Genomic DNA, 23,229 nt, shown 5'->3' on the forward strand with positions numbered 1-23,229 from the left:
ATTTTTTTTAAAAAAAGAAAAAAAGCAGAATCACTCGAATGATAAGTTTGAGGTGAATAAATGAAAAAAATTATAGTAAGCATTTTGATAATAATTAGTCTTTTAGCATTAACTGTGCCACTGAAAGCAGAAAACACTGAACCCATTGGAAAAAACTTATTTAATCCAGCATTATTTGAAAAAGACGGTCATAGCATCTTAGCCTTTCGTAAAATTCCACTAGAACCAAATATGACATATACATTTAGCATGCATGTAAGCTATTTTGAATATGATTTAGCCTATGACACTGGAAGAATTAGGGCATTTGATGAATACGGTGACTATTTTGATTTTACTAGTAGCACCCATGATATTTGTAGTTATATTGATCAAATTATCTCGTGTACCTTCACCACATCAGCACTCAGTAGTGGTGTTTATATTGATTTTTATGGTGAGGAGATAGCAGGATCATTTGATAACGGTTATTGGCATCAAGAAATGCAACTTGAAGCAGGGACAAAGCGAACAAACTATGAAGCCTACATTGGTCAAGAAATAGCGGATGAAACCCCACCGGTTTTTCAAGGTCAAGGCTACTTTATTACGAGTTATACGAGTCTATTAAGTCTTGAGACAATTATTAGTGAAAATATTTCAGCTTATGACGATATTGATGGCGACTTAACGAGTGATATAAAAATAATTGAAGATCACTACTCAGATAATATCGGTAAAGTAGGAGAACATACAGTGCTCCTTGAAGTAGAAGATAGTAGTCATAATAAAACACAGTTTTCTTTAGTGATTATTATAAAAGACGAGATTCTTCCAATTATTACAGGACCAGACACTGTTTATGTAGATGTAGATATGCCACCAAATTTAGAAGAAATTATAGAACAACATTATAGTTTCTATGATGATTATGATAAAGAATTATTCGAGTATGTGATCTTAGATGACTATTATTCAGGACACAAAAATTCAATAGGTCTAAAACAAGTCACAATTGAAATATCAGATAGTTCATTAAACAAAACCCAAAAGACCATTAACATTATGGTTGAAGATACGGTTGCACCAGTTATCACTGGCGACACGTCATTGACGATTAGTTTATCGCAAGGATTAATGATTAATGATTTACTGAGTTTTTATGAAGTTACTGATAACTATGATTTAAACCCTGTTATAATCATAGATAGTCATACGTTCATAGATGAACTTAATCGCTTAGGTCAATACACTATGATTTTAAAAGCAACAGACACTTCAGGTAACGAAACTACTTACCAAGTATCAGTTACAATCATAGATGATATAAAGCCGGTTATTTTAGGACAACGTTACTATGAAATTTCATACACACAAGCATTAGATTTAGCATGGATTAAATCACAACTGTCAATACTTGATAATTATGACGATTTAAATCATCATGATTTAGAAAAAATATACGATAGTTATACACCTAATCAGTCGAATCCAGGACTATATAAAGTTGTTTATAAATTAAACGATTATTCAGGTAACTTTACAACCCACACCTTCTTTATTCAAGTGGTTGATGATCAAGCGCCTAATTTTACATTTGGTGCAAATATTACACTTGAACTAGGTTCGACACTAAGTAATCATGAACTATTCACAATTTTATTAAGCATGCCAAACATCCAAGCTTACAATCCTGTAGAGCTTGAATTAATAAGCGAAATAGACTTTACAGTGGTGGGTAAACAATCTGTGGATGTTGAACTTATCAACGCACAAGGTGAAAAAATAATCGAAACAATTATGCTTCATATCGTTGTGCCACAAGACCCTCCAAGTTATACATATTATTATGTTATTGCATCGTTAACGATAATGGTTTCAATCACAGTATATTTTGTAATTAAAAGAAAAACATAAGAAGGGGAAACCCTTCTTTTTACTGTAATAACTAGTATTAAAGGCGTATCATATACAATTACAACGATTTAATGCAAAATCTATTGAAAAAAAAACGGAATACGATATAATTAATTAGGTAAAGCCTAACTAACTAGTTAAAGAGGTGGAATGATGGATAAAGAATTGTTTCGATTATCGTTTAATAAATTCTTGAAAATGTATTTTGATTCATGTAAAGAAATTTATACAGAGCTTGATAATATTGAACTATTAACGGATAAACAATTCCGTTATTTAAAGATGATTGATCAAAAGAATGAAGTAACAATGGGAGAACTAGCTGATTTATTTCAACTATCCAAACCAACGGTTACTGAAATGATTAAAAGATTCGAAGATACAGGACTTATAAACAAAAGAAAATGTGACACCGATGGACGTGTTTCATATATTTCTTTAACCGAGCAAGGAAAAACTCTTGCAAATTCAAATAAATTAGAAAGTCAGCGCGCTGTTGAGAAAATATTTGCCAAGTTAACTAAAGAAGAACTGCAAATACTACAAGGTATGTTTGACAAAATAGGGCAGGTGTAAATCATGATTTTTGGTAAAAGTATTAATAAATATTATTTAAAGTATGCACATTTTTTCATTTTAGGAGTAATTGCATTAATTATTGTGGATTTATTTCAATTAGAAATTCCATTGATTACAAGAACGCTTGTTAACACGTTAGAAGAACGCGCACTTTCTGGTGATACAGATAGAACGTTCTTAATTGATATCATTAAAAACCTTGCGTTTATAACGATTTTTATCGTTTTAGGACGTTTCTTTTGGCGATTTGGAATCATTGGGGCCTCAAGACGTATCGATTACGATTTAAGAAATGAAATGTTTGATCACACAACAAAATTGTCTAATCGCTTTTATTCAGAGAAAAAAGTTGGCGGACTTATGGCCCATTTCACGAACGATTTAGAAGCTGTAAGACGTGCAATTGGACCAGGTATGGTTATGTTTGTTGATGCATTGTTTTTAGGAACATTAACATTTTACCGAATGGCACAACTGGATTTACGCATGACCCTCATTTTAGTGTTACCTTTAGTTTTAATTAGTACACTAGGTATGATTTTAGGTAACCGTATGAGAAGAAGATTTAAAGCCAGTCAAAAAGCTTTTGAAGACTTAAGTGATTTTACACAAGAAAGTTTTTCAGGGATTAGTGTTATTAAAGCATTCGTTAAAGAACGAAACGAAATTAAAGCCTTCCTAAGAGCAAATAAAAACGCTAAAGATAAAAATATAGCCTTTGTTAGAATGGCAACCATTTTACAAGTATTAGTGGGGTTAATTGTAAGTTTAGTATTCGTTTTAATTATTGCTTATGGTGCTAACTTAATTGATACCACAAGAGATTTAGGTGCAGACCGATTTACACCCGGTGATTTAGTTGCCTTTATTTCATACTTTGGAATGCTTATATGGCCGATGATGGCTTTAAGTATGATTATTAATGTTCGCTCACAAGGGAAAGCGAGTTTAGAACGTATTAATAAAATATTAGATGAACCCATCGATATTCAAGATAAAGATGTTATCGATATTGAAGAAATTCAAGGCGATATTGAATTTAGAAACTTAAACTTCCGTTATCCTGACGGGGAAGAAAATGTCTTAAAAGACGTCTCCTTTAAAATTAAAAAAGGACAAACCGTGGGGATTTTAGGAAGAACAGGTAGTGGTAAAACCAGTGTTGTTGATTTATTATTACGCATTTATAATGTTGAAGAAAATCAACTACTCATTGATGGTATTGATATTATGAACTTGCCATTTAAAAAAGTAAGAGAAAGTATAGGGTATGTTCCCCAAGATGGCTTCTTATTTTCTGATACGATAAGAAATAATATCTCACTAGGTATTGGTAGAGATGATTCTCACATGGATAAAATTGAACTTGTTTCAAAATTATCAGATGTCCATGACAATATCATTCAATTTAAACATGGTTATCAAACGATAATTGGTGAACGTGGAGTAACGTTAAGTGGTGGACAAAAACAACGTGTTAGTATTGCTAGAGCACTCGCAAAAGAACCGCCTATTTTAATCATGGATGATTCAGTAAGCGCAGTAGATACTAGTACAGAAGAAAAGATTCTTAAAAATCTAAAATCCATTCGTAAAGGTAAAACAACCCTTATGATTGCTCACCGTATTTCAACGGTTAAAAATGCCGATCAAATTATTGTTATTGACGAAGGAAAAATCGTTGATGTAGGGACACATGATCAACTATTAAGCCGTTGCGAATATTATATTGACATGGTACGTAGACAACAACTAGAAGATGAAGTGGAGGTGGCGTAGATGTTTGATATTGATACAGATTCAAGGTTAAATAAGTATAAAGACAGTCAAATTATCGTCCGTTTATTAAAATATGCCATTCCTTATTTACCAGCATTTATTCTTACACTTGTACTGATGTTAATTTCAGTTGGATTTGCATTAGTAGAACCTTATATCATCGGACAAGCAATTGATCAAGTCATTGGAACTAGTATAGATTTCCCACGATTATTTATATACTTAGGAATTTTTGTAGGAGCTGTTTCCTTAAGTGCATTGTTTAACTATTTACAAACAATTATCTTACAAAAAACAGGACAAAGCATTATATACAATATCCGTGAAGAAATCTTTACGCACTTAGAATTTCAAGATATTGAATACTTCAATAAAGTCCCAACAGGAAAACTTGTTACTAGGGTAACCAATGATACGAACACATTAAATGAAATGTATACGAGTGTTATTGTCTCAGTATTTAGAAATTTATTTATGCTTATTGGGATATTAACAGTTATGTTTATTCTCAATGCATCGCTTACTTTACTTGTGCTAATTGTGGTACCTTTTATTGTTATCTTCTCATTTGTATTTAGACGCTTTTCAAGAAAAGCTTACCGAACTGTACGTACAAATATGTCTAGACTAAATGGGTTCTTAGCAGAACATTTATCAGGCATGAAAATCGTACAAATATTTAATCAAGAAGAAAGTAAGTACAATGCATTTAATGAACAAAACACAAAACTTAAAAAGAGCTTTATGAGAGAATTGTTGGTCTTTGCAATCTATAGACCAACCATGTACTTACTTTACATGATTGCAACCATTATAATATTTTATTTTGGTGGTATTAGCGTATTAGAAGGTGTCATTACTGTAGGGATGCTCATCGCATTTCATCAGTATTTAGGCCGTTTCTTTGAACCAATTCAACAACTTGCAGAACAGTTTAATATCTTACAATCTGCTTTTGCATCAAGCGAACGTATTTTTGCAATTTTAGACTCTCATCCGAATGTACTTGATGTTGAAGATGCCATCACATTAGATGATGTTAAAGGTGAAATCGAGTTTAGAAATGTTTGGTTTGCCTATAAAGGTGATGAATGGGTATTGCGTGATGTAAGTTTTAAAGTAAATGCAAAAGAAAGTGTTGCATTTGTCGGTGCGACTGGTGCAGGTAAGACAACAATCTTAGCACTTTTAACTAGAAACTATGATATTCAAAAAGGCGATATTTTTCTTGATGGTATTAACATTAAGAATATAAAAATGTCGAGTTTACGCTCGTTTATTGGCCAAATGTTACAAGATGTATTTATGTTTAGCGGGACAGTAGCGAGTAATATAAAACTTAGAAGTGAAGATATTACAGATGAAGAAATGATTGAATCATGTAAGTATGTTAACGCCCATCGATTCATCGAAAAACTTCCAAAAAAATATGATGAAAAAGTACGAGAAAGAGGCAATAATTTCTCTGCAGGACAAAGACAACTTATGTCATTTGCACGAACACTTGTGCATAAACCAAGAATCATGATTTTAGATGAGGCAACCTCAAATATTGACACTGAAACAGAACAACTCATTCAAGAATCACTTAAAAAAATGATGAATATTGGGACAATGCTTATCGTTGCCCATCGTTTATCCACGATCCAACATGTGGATCAAATTATTGTTTTACAACTCGGTAAAATCATTGAAAAAGGGTCACATCAAGAGTTATTAAAACAAAAAGGACATTATCATTACTTATATCAATTACAGTATCAAGATCAAGAAGCATAAAAACCGCTAAATAAAGCACAGTCGTATGATTGTGCTTTTATTTTATTTATTGTATAATAATTTTAAAGTGTGGGGGTGAATACATATGATACACTTAATCATATTCGCATTGCTTGCTTTACTGATTTTGGATCATAATCTTAAAAATCGTCGTTTTTGTTTTTTATATTACAAAAATAATCATCGTTTTTCGGTTGCTGTAGTTATACGTTATCATAACGAGTCGTTAGAACGTTTGTTTGAAATAGCTAAATCGAGTCACCATGATTTTATTTTTATTAATGTAAACCAAGCGATCGATGAAGACGTTTTTAAGAAACATCAACTGAAGTTTGAAAACCTTGAAACAAAGTTTAACCCAAGAAGCATTAAACATATCACTGAAATCCAATCTCAAGCCTATCAACTAGCCTATCCTTTGATGGATAGTGAATTTTTACTTTTTATGGATGGCGTTAATGAAGTTCGTAAAGTAAAAACCATCGATTTCATGGCTAATAATCTAGTTGAACATCAATTATTTTCTGTAAAAGAAGTCGTTGAACGTAAAGGCGTTAAAGATGCACCATCCATTTATTTTGATTTATATAAAGATATGAACTTAGAAAAAAATAATGCAAACTATTACTTCTTTGCCATCAAAAAAAATACTTATGAACTCGCAAAATGTCATCTTGATACGTATAAAACTGCTAGTAAATTTGAAGATGCCCTTTTCAAAAAGAACATTCATATTATTATGGTTGATCATGGCCAAGCCATTGTTCGAAGCCAAGATTCAGAAGGCTTTAGAAGTAAGACAAAAGACATTGTAAATTATATTCATAAATCAGAACGTCTTTTAGGAACAACCAGACTTGTTTTATTTTTAGCTATTTTACACGTCTATTATGCCTCAATCGTTTTATATGCATTTGGAGTTGTTACGAGTGAAATTCCTTATGTATTAATTACTTTAGGCTTATTCCATGTACTGTTATGGTTAAGCATAAGAGAATACGCAAAACATTCTGCATGGTCTTATGTGTTGGCACCACTGACCCTTTATTGGTTTGATATCATACTTATAATCGCGCTATTAAAAAGAAAATTCGGTAAAAATAATGATGAGTTAGCCGCAATTGCACCATCGACAGAAATCATTGATGAAGCCCCTTTAGATGAAGAGGTAACTGTAATAGATGATGAAGTGCCAATCGATCAAGAAACGCTTGATAGTGAAGAAATTTCTCCTCAAGAAGAAAAGAAACCTATAAGCGATAAAGAATCTAGTGAAGAAAAAAAGAAATTAGTAAGCGATGAAGAGTCCCTTCAAGAAGAAATGACCCCGTCTGAAGACACAACAGATGATACTAAAGAAGCGGATTCAAAAAAACCTTTAGTGGAAGAAGTGTAAACATGAAAAATTTTAATTATCAAGGGCTTAAAAGTTCAAACTATTTTGAAGGCTGGTATTTTAGAGTCACTGATATTAAAAATAATATTAATTTAGCCCTAATTTTTGCAGTAACGCGATACGAAAAAGATCCACATGCGTTCATTCAAATATTTGATCAAGTTATCCAAGAAAACACCTATATAAAAATGGATGAAACTGAGTTTAATTTCATAAATAATACCGTATCTATCGGAAAAAATACCTTGTCTTTAAACAAGGTTTTTTTACAATATAAAGACTTAATCATTGATTTAAATATCAGTAATCAAGATTTACTAAAAAAAGAAAGTGCCATGGGGTACTTAGCTAAATTCCCCCTTGAATGTTATCAAGAAGTTATTTACTTAGACGCAACAGTTAATGGAACCATTACAAAAAACAATGAAACAATAACCATTGATGGTAAAGGGTATATGGAAAAAACATATGGTAAAAGATTTCCTAAAAAATGGTTTTGGCTTCAAGCCAATCATTTCAGTGAACCCCTTGCATTTACACTTGCAGGTGGGTATGTCCCCACTTTACTAATTAAAAAATTCGGGTTTTTTGTAATCCTTCATTACAAAGATAAAGAGTATGCTTTTGGTACGTATAATTTTGCAAAATGCAAAATTAACGAAATAGGAGAACATGTCGAGTTTATAATCACAAAAGGCAATTTTAAATTAATTATTTTAACTAGGCAAAAAAATCCTGTTGTTTTAGTAGGACCAAGTGATTATGGCAATATGAACTTAGATGTATTAGAAAGTGTTGAATCTATCTTTAAGTTAACTTTTTATGAAGATAAATCTTTAGTGTTTGAATCCGAAAGCCATTATGCTGGCTTTGAGTGGATGTATCAAAAAAAGTTGTGATATAATATTTACGGAGGCGATACAATGAAAGTTATTTTAAATAATGGGGTTGAAATGCCTATCATCGGATTAGGAACCTTTAGAAGTAAGGATGAGGATGCGTATAAAGCCACATTACATGCATTAAAAAATGGGTATAGACATATTGATACCGCACAAGCTTATGGAAACGAAGAAGAAATAGGCCGTGCAATTAAAGATTCTGGGATTAAAAGAGAAGAACTGTTTATTACAACGAAGTTATGGAATGTGAATCAGGGTTATTTAAACACAAAACGAGCTTTAATGAAGTCATTAGAGCGTTTAGGATTAGATTATGTTGATTTATATCTTATTCATTGGCCACAAAGTTATGAAAAAACACGCGACTCATATCAAGCATTAGAAGAGCTATATTATGATGGTTACACAAGAGCGATTGGTGTATCAAATTTTAACTTCCACCATCTAGAACATCTGATGGAAACTGCTGAGATTATGCCGCAAATAAATCAAGTTGAATGTCATGTGTATTTGCAAAATGTCAAATTACAAGAATTCTGTATGAAAAACGGCATTTATTTAGAAGCATACGCACCATTTTTGTCTCATCATATAAAAGAATTACTTGATGATGAAAAAATGCAAGCCGTCGCAAAAAAATATAAGAAATCAGTCCCTCAAATTGCTTTAAGATATTTAATTCAAAAAGAAATCATTGTTATTCCAAAGTCAATCACTCCATCAAGAATTGATGAAAATCTAAACGTATTTGACTTCGAAATTGATGAAGAAGATATGAAGGTATTACGTACATTTAATAAAGCGAGAAAACTATTTCCAGAACCTGACAACATTGATTTTTAAACACCAGTTTAAACTGGTGTTTTTTTCTATTTATATATTGAACTTTACTTTACTTTCAAATCATTTCATTTATAATTATAGGTAGGGGAAATTTGCTATAGACAACTCTAGGAGTGACAACATGATTAATTCATTTGCAATACCACTTTTTTATTTAAACTTAACGTCATTTATTAATCTTTTAACTACCGTATCCATAGGCACTGTCATTTTATTAACCGCATTTTTTGTGTTAGTATTTTTTACTGCGCTTTATTTTTTCTTAAGAAATCGTAAACGTTTAACGATTACTTTTAAGAAAATGCTTTATGATGATGAGTTAACCGAAATCAAGAATTTAACCTATTTAAGAGAAAATTTTAATGACATCTTAATCACCTTCGATCAAGATGTAACAATGTATTATTTAAATATTGATAACTTTAAAAATTATAACGATTTATTAGGACACAAACTAGCTAATCGTATTTTATATGAATTCGCAAACCGCTTAAAAACGCTTATTACACCTTTTCATACGGTGTATCGTGTGCATTCTGATCACTTTATTGTCTTATATCCATCTTCTGCAGATGAACAAGATATATTTTCTAAAAAATTAATGAGAGTATTAAAAGAACCTTATACAGCAAGTGTTCATACCATAAAAATTACGATGTCAGTTGGTAAGTATCATATAAATGAAAAAAATCCCCGTTTCCAAGATTGTTTGTTAAAAAGTGAACTCGCCTTACAAGAAGCAAAAAGCTTCGGTAAAGATCAGATTATGGGATATTCTCGTATAATCAAAAGAAAAAACAATGAAGCTTTTTCAACATTTAGACTTATTAAAGACGCATTAAAAGAACGTGGGTTTTATTTAGAATATCAACCCATTATAAATGGTGATACGTTAAAAGTAATCGGATTAGAATCGTTAATACGTGTAAATCATAAAAATAAAATATACTACCCACAAGATATTATCAATTACGCTGAAAAATATCATTTAATAGAAGAAATTGATCGGTTCGTTATTCAAGAATCATTTGAAGCATTTAAACGATTAGAAAAACTGAATTTTAATATAGAGTTTATGTCGATTAATATTAGCACCAAAGAAATTAAAAATCTTGAGTTCGTTGATTTTATTGTAGAACAAGCACAGTTATTAGATGTAAACCCTGCAAGAATCACTATAGAGTTTACTGAAACTTATTCACCTGAAGATTTTATATTAGAATCAAGTTTTATTACGCGACTACAATCCTTTGGATTTAAAGTAGCAGTAGATGATTTTGGTTCAGGTTATTCATCAATGATCCGTTTATCACAAAATCAACTAGACAAAATTAAAATTGATCGTGAGTTCATCATGGGTATATCGACAAATCCTCGTTATCAAAAAATTGTAGAAGCCATGGTAGGGTTATCAAAAACCTTTGATTTAGATGTAATTGTTGAAGGTGTAGAAAATAAAGAGGACTTTGATTTTGTAAGAAAATTAAATATTAAGTACATTCAAGGTTACTATTTTTATCGTGCATTATCTGAGCAATCGGTGATAAATCTTTTACAAAAACAAAATTAAACAAGCGTTTTCTTTATAATTTTATAGGTCAATAAATTGATTAATGGCGCTGTATATGGTATTATATCTATAATTAAGAGCTTAAATTATTATAAATATAAAAAAAGAAGGTGTAAGAAATGGGATTGTGGTCAAAATTATTTGGTAAGAAGAAAAAACAAGATAATTTAGATGAAAACAAAGATCAAGTACTCGCTAAAAATGCTGAACAACAAGAAAGATTAAAAGAAGATGTAAGAACTGTTTCACTTGAAGAAGTGGAAAAAGACATACGTACAGTAGAGCAACTTGAACCAAGTCAAATCAAACCTGAACGCACAAAACGCCAACAAATATTTAGTGCTGACGAAGAAGAAGTAGTTAATCGTGCGGCTAATTTACAAGATTCAAAAGAAACTGTAGATCAAGCACCTGAGGCTACTTTAGCTAAAGAAAAACCAGCAGATTCAAGTTCAAAAGAAGAACCATCTAAAGCGTATAATATTAAAAAACATGCTAAAGGTTGGCAAATTATTGCTGAGGGTGCAAACCGCGCTTATCGCGTGTTTGATACTCAAAAAGAAGCCATCGATTTTGCAAAAGAAAATGACCTTGAAGTAACTGTTTATAAAGCTGACGGTACACCAAAGTAAGTATTTAAGTGAACCTACTTAGTAGGTTTTCTTTTTAGTCATATAAGTGACACTTTGTCATAAAAAGGGGAGATATTTGTGCCAAAAGAAACCTTTACTAATTTATCAAACGTTAAACAAGAAGCGATTACTTTAGCCATTCAAAAAGCTTTTTTGGATAAACCTATGACAAAAATTACCGTTTCTGATATTGTTAAATATGCATCGATTCCACGTGGGAGTTTTTATCAGTATTTTGAAGATTTAGAAGATGTGTTTAAATATTTAGTTGATTATTCTTTAAGAGCATTTGAACAGACTGTACTCAGTAGAGTTGAAGATGCAGCGATACCTTTTTTTGATTATTTAGAAAATGCTTTAGAAAAAGATTATACATTTTTAGAATCTTCACCCCATCAAAAAATCGTTCATAAGTTTTTTTCACAAAGTTCAAGTTATACGGTTGATTTTAATAGTTATCTAAAAAGAAGAGAAGCATTTTATCACCAAATTATTAATCATCTTGATTTAACAGAACTGCAATCGATTGATACAGAAAAAATCACCCCATTATATACCCACATCAATCAAGTTAAAATGCAATATATTCAACGTATTATGAAAGAACGTATCACTTTAGAACAAGCTAAAGAAGAGTATCTTTGGTTCATTACAATAATTCGTAAAGGGTTAAAGGAGTTTTAAACTATGCGCAATATTAATCAACTACTTCGATATGCACTACCATATAAAAAACATATGAGTATCGCCATTATTGCGATGCTTGTTCAAGTGTTTGTAGGCTTTTATATTCCCTTTATTATGAAAGATATTATTGATATTGCTCTGCCTTCAAACGATCTTAACATGGTGTTATGGTTAAGTTTATTTATGCTTGGATTGGCTTTACTAGGTATGGCAGGTGGGATTGTGAATACCTATAGTTCACAATATATTTCCCAACATGCATCCGCTGAACTTAGGCTAGATTTGTTTAATAAAATCCAAACGTTATCATTTAAAAATATTGATGAATTTAAAACAAGTCGCTTAATTACAAATGCGACAAACGATATTGTCCGTGTTCAAATGTTTTTTACTTTTTTACTAAGAATGATTATAAGAGCACCCCTTATGGTTATGTTTGGTTTATTCTTAGCGATTACAACAAGCATTGAGTTATCGAACGTATTTTTTATAACGATTCCGTTGCTTATTGTTTCTATCATAATTATCATGCTTTTTGCCTATCCTAAATTCAAAAAAGTTCAAATGGCATTAGATGATTTAAATAATGTCGTTTTAGAAAATTCAAATGCTCCTCAAGTTATAAAATCATTTGTTTCTCAACCTTATGAAAAAGGTAAGTTTAATAAAGTTAATGAAAATTACCGTAAAATTAACACAAGTGCCGAAACCGTTATGGCCTTTGCAGAACCAATTATTAATATGATCTTTAATCTAGGTGTGGCTTTAATATTAATTTTTGGGGCTTATTATTTAAATCAAGGTAATCCAAGCTTCTTTAATGAGCTAGGCGAACCAAGAGTAGGATTACTCATGGCATTTAGTTCATATAGCCAACAAATTTTGATTGGATTAATGATGTTTGCGTTTATGATGATCTTCATTTCACGCGCGGATGTTTCTGCGGCACGTATTAATGAAATCTTTAATGCTGAAATTGACTTAACAAACGCCCCAGATGCTAAAAAAATTAAATTATCAGGGAATATCACCTTTGATTCTGTAGATTTTGGCTATGGTGATAATGGCAACTTGGTATTAAAAAATGTTTCTTTTACGATAAAAACGGGTGAAAAAATCGGAATTATTGGCTCTACTGGAAGCGGTAAAAGCTCTTTGGTTTCATTAATTCCAAGATTATATGACACATTAAACGGTCAAGTGTTACTTGATGGAGAATCTATTAAAACACTAGACATTGAAACATTAAGAAATGAAATTGGTTTTGTGACACAAAATGCGATTATATTTAGTGGTTCGATTGGAACAAACATTTTACAAGGTAATCTTGGAGCAGATTTAAACCAATTAGAACAAGCCTCTAAAGATGCACTAATTTATGATTTTGTAGAAAGTAATGAAGCGTATTTTAACTATATTGTTAAATCAAAAGGATCTAATTTAAGCGGCGGACAAAAACAGCGTATTTCTATTGCAAGAGCACTCATAAGGAAACCAGCTATTTTAATTTTAGATGATGCAACCAGTGCTGTTGATTTACAAAGTGAACGTAAAATATTAAACGCCATTAACGCATTAAGTTATAATCCAACACTTCTATGCATCTCACAAAAAGTTTCTACTGTAAGAAGAATGGATAAGATTCTTGTTTTAAACAATGAAGGACAAATTGATGGATTTGGAACGCATGACGTATTACTAAAACAAAGTAAAGTATACCAAGAAATCTCAAAATCCCAGCTTAATATTGGGGGTGTAGATCATGCGTGATTTTAAACTACTGTCAAAAAAAGAACTTAAGGAAAATTCAGCTACTGCTTTTTTTGATGACGATCAAAAAAATAAAGCCATCAGAGGTGGTTCTAGAGGTGGCGGTATGCGCGGAGGCCGCCCTATGGGATTTGAAAAACCCAAAAATATTCGCAAAACGGTTTTTAGACTAATAGGCTATTTAGGGGTTTATAAATATTGGATTATTGTCGTTGCCCTTTTAACAATGGGCGCAACATTCTTTAACTTAATGATTCCGTTTTTATTTGCTGATGCTATTGATACTTATATCATTCCGGGTAGGTATGATGAGATTTTACAAATAGCGCTATTTATTTTAGCGATTGCATTAGGAAACAGTTTTATTAGATTTTTATCACGTTATGTTATGGCAGTCATTAGTCAGCGTGTCATCAAAAAAATCCGTCAGGATGCTTTTGATTCACTACTTAAAGCCCCGCTTTCTTATTACGATGAAAAAGGTTCAGGGGATACTGTAAGCCGTATTTCTAATGATGTAGAACTTATTAATGCATCACTTGCACAATCGGTTTTAGAAGTCATTAATAGTTCAATTGTATTAGTAGGTTCAGTTATTTACATGTTTATCTTAAACTGGGTTTTATCGATCATTGTCTTATTATTTATTCCGTTTATGATAAAATTTACCATATTCATCTCAAAAAGAACCCGTACAGGCTTTAAAGACCAACAAATTTATCTTGCGAGTTTAAATGGTATCATCGAAGAAAATATCACTGGATTAAAAGCCGTTAAACTTTATGGACAAGAGCGCGCCTTTAGCGAAGAGTTCAAACATGAAAATGATAAATTAAGAGAAGCAGGCTTTAAAGCACAAGTATATGCAGGAATATTATGGCCGTTTATTCACTTCATGAATAATTTAATTTATTTAGTGGTTATTTCAGTAGGGGCAATCATGTATTTATTTTCTCCACTTGCAATTACCATAGGGCAAATCTCTGGTGTAAGTCAGTACTCTAGAATGTTTATTATGCCTATTAGTAACTTGAGCCAACTCTTTAATGCTTTAATGGCCGGGGTTGCAGGTGCAGAACGTGTGTTTGAACTGATTGATACGCCAAGTGAGTATGAAAATGACGGTGTTGAAGCATTTGATCACTTTAAAGGGTCGATTGAGTTTGACAACGTTAGCTTTGGTTATAATGAGGAAACACTTGTGCTAAAAAACATTTCATTTAAAGCAAAACAAGGTGAAATTATAGCAATCGTTGGCCCAACAGGTGGCGGGAAAACAACCACGATTAATTTAATCAATCGTTTTTATAACATTCAAAATGGGGTTATTAAGATTGATGGAATTCCGATTAACGATTTAAAAATGGATGCGTTAAGAAAACGTATCGGTGTGGTATTGCAAGATACGAAATTATTTAAAGGAACAGTTTTTGAAAATATTCAATATGGTGATTTCACCAAAACAAAAGAAGAAGTTATAGAAGCGGCTAAACAAGCTAATGCGCATGACTTTATCTCAAAACTTCCAAAAGGATATGACACATTAGTCTTTGAAGGTGGACAAAACTTTTCTCAAGGAGAGCGTCAGTTAGTGAGTATTGCACGTACGATTTTATCAGATCCTAGTTTACTGATTCTTGATGAGGCAACTTCTAATATTGATACCCGTACAGAAGCGAAGATTCAAAAAAGTATGGAAACATTGATGAAAGGACGCACAAGTATTGTTATTGCTCACCGTCTTCAAACGATTGAAAAAGCAAGCAAAATCATTGTCATTAACCAAGGTGAACTTGTAGAAGAAGGCACCCATAAAAGTTTACTTGAAGCCAGAGGATTTTATCATCATTTATATCAAGCACAGTTTGAGGCTTAAATTCAATAACCTTGATTAAAAAAATCAAGGTTATTTTTTCTGTTTTCTTGTATAATAAATACTAGGAGGGTTGCCTGATGAAAAAATTATTTTTAGACCGCCGAGATGGCAAACGCATTAAACATAAAGACCCCGTATTAAGATTAATCCCGTATATTATGCCAAAACGCTATGATGCACATGTATATTTTGAAGATTCAGTTAACTTAACAGATGCAGAAAAACTGATTAAGTCTTTAAGAAAAGAAGGGCATCGCATTATCTTTTTACATGTTGTCATGGCCGCAATGCTACGCACCATGGTTGATTATCCAAAAACTAATCGCTTTGTAAAAGGGCGCAAAGTCTATGCAAGAAATGACTTATGTTTTAGTTTTGCAGTAAAAAAAGAAATGTCACTTCAAGGAGAAGAAACCGTATTAAAAATTTATTTCGACCGAAAAGATACCTTAATTGATATCATTAATAAAACCAATGAAGCCATTTTGAAAAGTAAAACAAAAAATGAGAAAAACCAAACGGATAAATTAGCAAAACTATTTAACTTCTTACCAGGTAGTTTACTAAGATTCGCAATCTTTTTAGTAAACCGAATGGATAATCATCGTTTATTACCGAAATTCTTATCAAAAGCTAGTCCTTTTCATTCAAGTGCTTTTGTTACGGATTTAGGGAGTTTAGGCATTAGTCCGATTTATCATCATATTTATGATTTTGGGACAACGAGTTTCTTTTTTGCGTTTGGGACAAAAAAACGAAACGTAATATTAGATAAAGATCATAATATTAAAGCACAAAGACAAATGGATATTAAAATTGCCATTGATGAACGCATCTCTGATGGGTATTATATGGCGACTGTTATTAAGCGTTTTAAAAAGTATATTGAAAAACCTGAGGGCTTACTTAATCCCCCTGAAGTTATTCCTGTTGACGATGAAATTAGATAGAAATTATAAAATTGTTTATTTTTTATAAATAAGCGTTTACAAATAAAGTAAGTCGTGATAAACTTTATATGTTGCAAAGGCAAAAATACTAAAATTATGTAGAAAGAGGTGATGGCAATGTTAAAAATTATGAGCTTATACCCTGCAATTCAAGTGGTTAGATCCACCCTTTTTCGTTATGCAAATCCATCACTGATAGATAGTTTATAATACGTTTTTAATTTGTAAAAAAACAGTTATTTAAGCGCCTTTTATCGAAAGATGGGGCGCTTTTTATATTTTCTTCAAGAGAGGTGAACACAATGAAACGAACAAAACAATTTACAAAATGGATGAAAGGTTACGTACATTTATACGTTTTCGCGGTTATTATTTTATTTATTTTACAATACTTTAGAACATTAACCCCTTTGTTTATCCAACACATCATTGACAATATTTTCAATGATAATAATTCTGCATTACCACAAGTTATTCAAAACTTAGTCTATGCAGAAACAGTGAGAGATCAACTAATATTAGTTGCAATTTTCTCTATCGCTTTTACCTTTATACGCGTTGTATTATTTTTTGGCCATCGTGTATTAGGTGCGAAATTTTCAGAAACTGTCGCTTATAGAATGCGTAATACGATTTATGACAAATTACAAAATCTATCGTTTTCTTACCATTCAACTGCAGAAACTGGCGATTTAATCCAAAGAAGTACTACTGATGTTGAAACCTATAAAAACTTTATCGGTGAACAACTCATAGAAGTATTGCGTTTAGTCTTTTTAATGGGATTCGCAGTGTTTCAAATGACGAGAATGGATATTAGATTAACATTTATCTCACTAATAGTTGCACCAATTATTTTCTTCAGTGCTTTTATCTACTTCATTTACGTAAAAAAAGTATTTAAACGTGTAGAAGAAGCTGAAGGAAAAATGACAACGACTTTACAAGAAAACGTTACAGGGATTCGTGTCGTAAAAGCATTTGCTAATGAACAGTTTGAGATAAACAAATTTGATGAAACATCTAAAGATTATCGTGATGAAGGATTTAAATTATTAAAACTCATGGCTTACTTTTGGAGTGCTACAGACTTTTTAATTTTTATTCAATACTGTTTAACTGCTTCATTCGGGATTTATTTTACCGTAATGGGCTATATGGATACTGGAGAATACATGGCGTTCTTAGTCCTTGTTGGAATGATTGTTTGGCCACTTAGACAACTTGGGCGTTTAATTGGTGATTTCGGTAAAGCATCAGTATCGCTTGACCGTATCGATGAGATTATGGATCAAAAAACTGAACACGAAGATGATGCACAAGAAACTCCTGAAATAAAAGGGCATATAAAGTTTGAAAACGTCACTTTCCAGTTTGAAGATGACGATAAACCATTAATTAAAAACATTAGTTTTGAAGTTAAACAAGGAAATACAATTGCCGTTGTAGGTAAAACAGGTAGTGGTAAGAGCACATTAACAAACTTAATGGTGCGTCTACTTGAAAACCAAGAAGGTCGTATATTGTTTGATGGTAAAGACATTAAAGAAATCAATAAAAAATGGTTAAGAAAACATGTAGGAATTATCTTACAAGAACCATTCTTATATTCAAAATCAATTTTTGAAAACATTGGAATCATGGACAAAAATGCAGACAAAAATAAAGTCTTTAATGCAGCAAGTATTGCAAGAATCCATGAAGATATACTAGGATTTGAAGCAGGCTATGATACATTAGTTGGTGAACGCGGCGTAACCTTAAGTGGGGGTCAAAAACAACGCGTTGCGATTGCACGTATGCTGTTAGACAGTAAACCAGTCCTTATTTTCGATGATTCACTGAGTGCAGTAGATACAGAAACAGATATTCAAATCAGACGTGCACTAAATAGTTATTGGAAAAACACAACCGTATTTATTATTACCCACCGTATTGTTACGGCTAAAGAAGCAGACCATATTATTGTTATGGACGAAGGAAGAATTATTGAAAGTGGTACCCATGATTCCCTAGTAAATACAAATGGTTTATATAAAGAACTTTGGGATATTCAAACAGAAATATTGTTTGATATGGAAGAAGAGAAATAGAAAGGAAGTGATTCTATGAGTTACTTTGAAGAAGAAAGTTATACCGACACGAAGTTTGATCTAAAAATATGGAAACGCATATTTATATACATGCTTCCTTTAAAAAAATATTTATTTATCGGGTTGTTTGCGGTTGTATTACTTGCAACCGTCGATGTTGCTTACCCATTAATTAATCGTTATGCGATTGATGAGATAATCGGTAAAGGCGATTTAACTAAATTGCCTATATTCATCGGAATGTATTTAGTTTATGTCGTTACCTTAGCCTCTATGGTATTTGTATTTATTATGGCTGCAGGTAAAATTCAAAATCAACTAGCTTATGCGATTAGAAAAAGTGCATTTGAAAAATTACAAGAATTACCATTTTCTTATTACGATCGCACGCCTGTAGGGTGGATTATGGCACGTATGACCAGTGATTCTAGAAACCTAAGTGATATTTTAAGTTGGGGATTAATTGACTTAACTTGGGGATTCTTAATGATGATTGGGATCACGATTGCAATGCTTATTATTAACTTGAAACTCGCACTCATTACGTTAAGCGTATTACCATTACTTATGTATGCAAGCATCTATTTTAGAAAACGCATCCTAAAAGCTTATAGACAAATCCGTAAGCAAAATTCAAAAATAACGGGTGCATTCAATGAAGGTATAACCGGAGCAAAAACAACGAAAACATTAGTCTTAGAAGATAGTAACTTTAAAGATTTCGATCGTTTAACTTTCGGAATGAAAAGACACTCAATTAAAGCAGTTATATTTGCAGGACTCTATTTCCCAACAATCTTGTTTATTTCATCTATTTCAACTGCGTTAGTATTTTACTACGGTGGGATGGATGTTGCTGCAGGCATTATTAGTGCAGGTGTCCTTTATGTATTTGTAAGTTATGTAGGACAGTTTTTTGAACCAGTCATGCAGCTGGCAAACATTTTAGCAAGATTCCAGCAAGCACAAGCCAGTGCAGAACGCATACTTTCATTAATTGAACAAGAAGCTGACATTAAAGATACAGAAGAAGTTTTAGCCCATTATGGGACGTTTAATCACCCTAAAAAAGAAAATTGGGAACCTTTATATGGCGATGTAATCTTTGATAATGTTACATTCAAGTATAAAAAAGGTGAAACAGTACTTAAAAACTTTAATTTAGATGTTAAACGCGGTGAAAGTGTTGCTTTAGTAGGACATACCGGTGCAGGTAAAAGTACCATTGTTAACTTAATATGCCGTTTCTATGAACCAACAGAGGGACAAATTTTAGTAGATGGTCGTCCAATGAATGACCGCTCAATTGGTTGGTTACACGATAAACTTGGTTACGTACTACAATCGCCACACTTATTTAGCGGAACGATTATGGAAAATATACGCTATGGAAATTTAGAAGCAACAGATGAAGCTGTTATAAAAGCTGCTAAAATGGTAGAAGCAGATCAATTCGTTCAAACCTTTGAAAAAGGTTATGACACACAAGTTGGTGAGGGTGGTTCAAGACTCAGTGTTGGTCAAAAACAACTCATTAGTTTTGCAAGAGCCTTGGTTGCAGACCCTAAGATTTTAATATTAGATGAAGCAACAAGCTCAGTAGATACACAAACAGAAAAAGCCTTACAACATGCCATTGAAACGGTTATGAAAGGGAGAACGACTTTCGTAATTGCCCATAGACTATCCACCGTTGTTAAAGCGGATAAAATTTTAGTATTAGAACATGGAAATATTTTAGAAAGCGGAACCCATGAAACATTGATTCGTCAAAAAGGTCATTACTATAAACTTTACACCAATCAATTTCAAACTGCTTAAAAAACCTAAAGCCAGTGCAATTTGCACTGGCTTTATTTATGCTATAATGGTGTACAAAACCGTCGTTTATGATATGATAAAGTTAGAGGAAGTGATTCTATGCATGTTGTTATAATAGGTGGCGTCGCAGCCGGTATGAGTACGGCTAGTAAATTAAAACGTTTGGATGAATCTATTAAAATTACAGTATTTGAAAAAGGAACTGATGTTAGCTATGGTGCTTGTGGGTTACCTTACTTTTTAAGTGACTTAATTCAGGAAGAAAAATCCCTTATTGCAAGAACCGTTGAAAAATTCAAATCACAAGGCATCGACGTATATATTAATCACGAAGTAATTGCGTTAGATGAAACAAAAAATACAGTGAAAGTCGTCAATAACGCTATAAACAAAACGTTTGATGTAGCCTATGATAAATTAGTGATTGCAACAGGAGCCCATGCCATTAGACTTCCAGTAGACAATCACACGTTAAAAGGTATTTACACTTTGAACAGTTTAGAAGATGGCAGGCGCTTAAAAAAAGCCCTTCAAGACAAAAAAAATCAACGCATTGCCATTATTGGTGGTGGGTATATTGGCTTAGAAGTTGCTGAAAACTTACTTATTATGGAAAAAGAGATTATCGTGATTGAACGTGAAGAAAGATTGCTTACAAAATTCGCACCATTTATTAGTGATCAAATCAAAAAGACTTTACAAAAAAATCATATACAAATTTATTTAGAAGAAACTGTAAAAGGCTATGAAGGTAAAGGTAATGTATCTAAAGTTGTTACCGATAAAGCAGCCTATGACGTAGATTTAGTCATTGAAGCCGTTGGGATTAAACCCAATACCGAATTCCTTAAAGATACCACCATTAAACGTTTGAAAAATGGGGCAATCATCACAAATGAAAACATGGAAACCAATATAGATAATATTTACGCTGCAGGCGATTGTGTTAGTTATTATCATCGTCAACTTAAAACCTATGATGCATTTGTACCACTTGGAACACATGCGAACAAGGCAGGAAGAGTCATCGCAGAACAAATTGCAGGGGATAAAAGACAGTTTGATGGTGTACTAGGTTCAACCGTTTTAAAAGTCTGTGATTTAGAAATTGCCCGTACAGGTATCAGTGAAACTGAAGCCATTGCACACAACATTCCTTACGATAAAGTAAAAATCACAGCCAAAGACCGTGCTGGCTATTATCCTGATGCAACCCCAATTGAAATAGAACTTATCTATCACACAGAAAATTGTCAACTCTTAGGGGCTGAAATGTTAGGAAATAAAGGGGTTGCACATCGTATAAATACGGTTGCAGTTGCTTTAGCCAGTGAATTAACAGCTCAAGAATATTCAGACATAGATTTTGCTTATGCACCACCATTTTCACCCGTTTATGATCCACTTCAAGTTGCCACAAATCAAATTAAATGTATAAAAAAGAAAGAAGGGATTAATCATGAAAAATAATGTTGGTAAAGTTGACCAAACCATTCGTTACATTATTGCCATTGTATTAATTGTTATTGCAGTTGTCTTATCAAATACATGGACATGGGCATGGTTACTATTAATACCGGCTGTAATATTAGCACTCACTGCAGCTGTAGGTTGGTGTGGATTTTACAAGTTATTTGGTGTTAATACATGTAAAATCAATCCACCAAAAGAATAATAAAACCTCTTATGAGGTTTTTTTATTGCAATTGTGCTAGAATTGTGGTAAAAGTTTATATAGTTGTATTATAGATTATTCCGTTTTTAGTTGTGCTATGCTATAATACATATTGGAGGTGCTGCCATGAAGAAAAAACAAAAAAGTCAAATCGTTTATGATTATATTGAAGAATTAGTTATAAGCGGAGAAATCAAACCAGGTGAACGCTTACCTAGTGAAGCGAAACTTTGTGAAATTTTAAATGTTAGCCGCGTTAGTGTACGCGCTGGTATTGAAAAATTAAGCGCCATTGGACTTGTTAAAAAGAAAAAAGGTGGCGGAACTTACGTAAACAAACCGAATAATGAAAATTATTTGAGTGTTTTCACCCCTACCCTTCTTCATAATACTGATTACTTAGAACTACTTGAGATAAGACGCGCCTTAGATAGTTTATCTGTTGCTTTATGTGCCAAAAACATTACTGAATCTGGGGTAAGAAAACTTCAAGCTATCATTGAAGAAATGGAACATCTAGAAGAAGATGATGACTTTTTAACGTTAGACAAAAAGTTTCATTTACTCATTTCTAAGTACTCTAAAAATCGCTTTTTACACAACATTCACATTATTATGTGGGATGTTATTCAAAAAGCACTACGCGAAAACTACAATAAAGTTACCAATTATGAAAGAATCAAAGAACACCGTCAAATCTATGATGCAATCGTTCATAAAGATGAAGATCTAGCACGTATTTATACTGTTAGACATTTAGAAGAAATTATCGATACCTTTGTCTGTGAATACAATTTAGAAAGTCAGTATGAAGCGATAAAAAAACAAAAAAAATCATAATATAATCATTATGATTTTCTTTTTTTATGCTATAATCTTAAATAGGCCAGCATGGTGGAATTGGTAGACACGCTAGACTCAAAATCTGGTGGCCTATGGCCGTGTCGGTTCGACTCCGACTGCTGGTATTAACTTAGAAAT

The 23,229-nt window shown here is 32.2% G+C and carries 18 protein-coding genes and 1 tRNA gene; all 19 read left to right on the plus strand.

Annotation, left to right across the window (positions count from 1 at the left end; all coding sequences use genetic code 11):
• The first annotated feature begins 60 nt into the window (after positions 1-60).
• The gene (locus ACHAJD_RS07475) at positions 61-1,896 is read left to right on the plus strand and encodes a hypothetical protein (RefSeq protein WP_435585239.1); all 1,836 of its coding nucleotides are present in this window, start codon (positions 61-63) and stop codon (positions 1,894-1,896) included.
• Positions 1,897-2,049: 153 nt separating this feature from the next.
• The gene (locus tag ACHAJD_RS07480) at positions 2,050-2,472 is read left to right on the plus strand and encodes a MarR family winged helix-turn-helix transcriptional regulator (protein WP_435585240.1); all 423 of its coding nucleotides are present in this window, start codon (positions 2,050-2,052) and stop codon (positions 2,470-2,472) included.
• A 3-nt stretch (positions 2,473-2,475) separates the two neighbouring features.
• Positions 2,476-4,254 carry an ABC transporter ATP-binding protein gene (locus ACHAJD_RS07485; RefSeq protein ID WP_435585241.1) on the plus strand — a complete coding sequence of 593 codons (1,779 nt, stop codon included), beginning with the start codon at positions 2,476-2,478 and terminating at the stop codon, positions 4,252-4,254.
• On the plus strand, positions 4,255-6,033 hold the full coding sequence (locus ACHAJD_RS07490) for an ABC transporter ATP-binding protein (protein WP_435585242.1): 1,779 nt from the start codon (positions 4,255-4,257) through the stop codon (positions 6,031-6,033). It abuts the gene before it with no gap.
• An 85-nt stretch (positions 6,034-6,118) separates the two neighbouring features.
• Positions 6,119-7,429, plus strand: coding sequence for a hypothetical protein (locus tag ACHAJD_RS07495; RefSeq protein WP_435585243.1), 1,311 nt, complete (start codon positions 6,119-6,121; stop codon positions 7,427-7,429).
• 2 nt (positions 7,430-7,431) lie between these two features.
• Positions 7,432-8,328, plus strand: a complete 897-nt coding sequence (locus ACHAJD_RS07500; protein ID WP_435585244.1) for a tocopherol cyclase family protein — start codon at positions 7,432-7,434, stop codon at positions 8,326-8,328.
• A gap of 24 nt (positions 8,329-8,352) precedes the next feature.
• Positions 8,353-9,174: an aldo/keto reductase gene (locus ACHAJD_RS07505; RefSeq protein WP_435585245.1), complete on the plus strand. Its 822-nt coding sequence runs from the start codon at positions 8,353-8,355 to the stop codon at positions 9,172-9,174.
• 121 nt (positions 9,175-9,295) lie between these two features.
• Positions 9,296-10,744: an EAL domain-containing protein gene (locus ACHAJD_RS07510; RefSeq protein ID WP_435585246.1), complete on the plus strand. Its 1,449-nt coding sequence runs from the start codon at positions 9,296-9,298 to the stop codon at positions 10,742-10,744.
• A 119-nt stretch (positions 10,745-10,863) separates the two neighbouring features.
• Positions 10,864-11,376, plus strand: a complete 513-nt coding sequence (locus ACHAJD_RS07515; RefSeq protein WP_435585247.1) for a DUF2188 domain-containing protein — start codon at positions 10,864-10,866, stop codon at positions 11,374-11,376.
• Positions 11,377-11,454: 78 nt separating this feature from the next.
• Positions 11,455-12,060 carry a TetR/AcrR family transcriptional regulator gene (locus tag ACHAJD_RS07520; protein WP_435585248.1) on the plus strand — a complete coding sequence of 202 codons (606 nt, stop codon included), beginning with the start codon at positions 11,455-11,457 and terminating at the stop codon, positions 12,058-12,060.
• 3 nt (positions 12,061-12,063) lie between these two features.
• On the plus strand, positions 12,064-13,833 hold the full coding sequence (locus tag ACHAJD_RS07525; protein WP_435585249.1) for an ABC transporter ATP-binding protein: 1,770 nt from the start codon (positions 12,064-12,066) through the stop codon (positions 13,831-13,833).
• Positions 13,826-15,709, plus strand: a complete 1,884-nt coding sequence (locus ACHAJD_RS07530) for an ABC transporter ATP-binding protein (protein WP_435585250.1) — start codon at positions 13,826-13,828, stop codon at positions 15,707-15,709. Before ACHAJD_RS07525 ends, ACHAJD_RS07530 begins: the two co-directional genes overlap by 8 nt.
• Positions 15,710-15,786: 77 nt before the next feature.
• Complete coding sequence (locus ACHAJD_RS07535) at positions 15,787-16,659, plus strand: 2-oxo acid dehydrogenase subunit E2 (protein WP_435585251.1); 873 nt, start codon at positions 15,787-15,789, stop codon at positions 16,657-16,659.
• 302 nt (positions 16,660-16,961) lie between these two features.
• The gene (locus ACHAJD_RS07540; RefSeq protein ID WP_435585252.1) at positions 16,962-18,752 is read left to right on the plus strand and encodes an ABC transporter ATP-binding protein; all 1,791 of its coding nucleotides are present in this window, start codon (positions 16,962-16,964) and stop codon (positions 18,750-18,752) included.
• 15 nt (positions 18,753-18,767) lie between these two features.
• Positions 18,768-20,573, plus strand: coding sequence for an ABC transporter ATP-binding protein (locus tag ACHAJD_RS07545; protein ID WP_435585253.1), 1,806 nt, complete (start codon positions 18,768-18,770; stop codon positions 20,571-20,573).
• Between the two features lie 99 nt (positions 20,574-20,672).
• Positions 20,673-22,043: a CoA-disulfide reductase gene (locus ACHAJD_RS07550; RefSeq protein ID WP_435585254.1), complete on the plus strand. Its 1,371-nt coding sequence runs from the start codon at positions 20,673-20,675 to the stop codon at positions 22,041-22,043.
• A complete protein-coding gene (locus ACHAJD_RS07555) occupies positions 22,033-22,248 on the plus strand; it encodes a YgaP family membrane protein (protein WP_435585255.1) in 216 nt (71 codons plus the stop codon). The genes ACHAJD_RS07550 and ACHAJD_RS07555 overlap by 11 nt, the downstream gene beginning before the upstream one ends.
• Before the next feature lie 126 nt (positions 22,249-22,374).
• Positions 22,375-23,088: a FadR/GntR family transcriptional regulator gene (locus ACHAJD_RS07560; protein ID WP_435585256.1), complete on the plus strand. Its 714-nt coding sequence runs from the start codon at positions 22,375-22,377 to the stop codon at positions 23,086-23,088.
• A 45-nt stretch (positions 23,089-23,133) separates the two neighbouring features.
• Positions 23,134-23,216, plus strand: a tRNA-Leu gene (locus tag ACHAJD_RS07565).
• The last annotated feature ends 13 nt before the right edge of the window (positions 23,217-23,229 follow it).

Source organism: Liberiplasma polymorphum, assembly GCF_043951795.1.
GTDB classification, from domain to species: domain Bacteria; phylum Bacillota_I; class Bacilli_A; order Izemoplasmatales; family Izemoplasmataceae; genus Liberiplasma; species Liberiplasma polymorphum.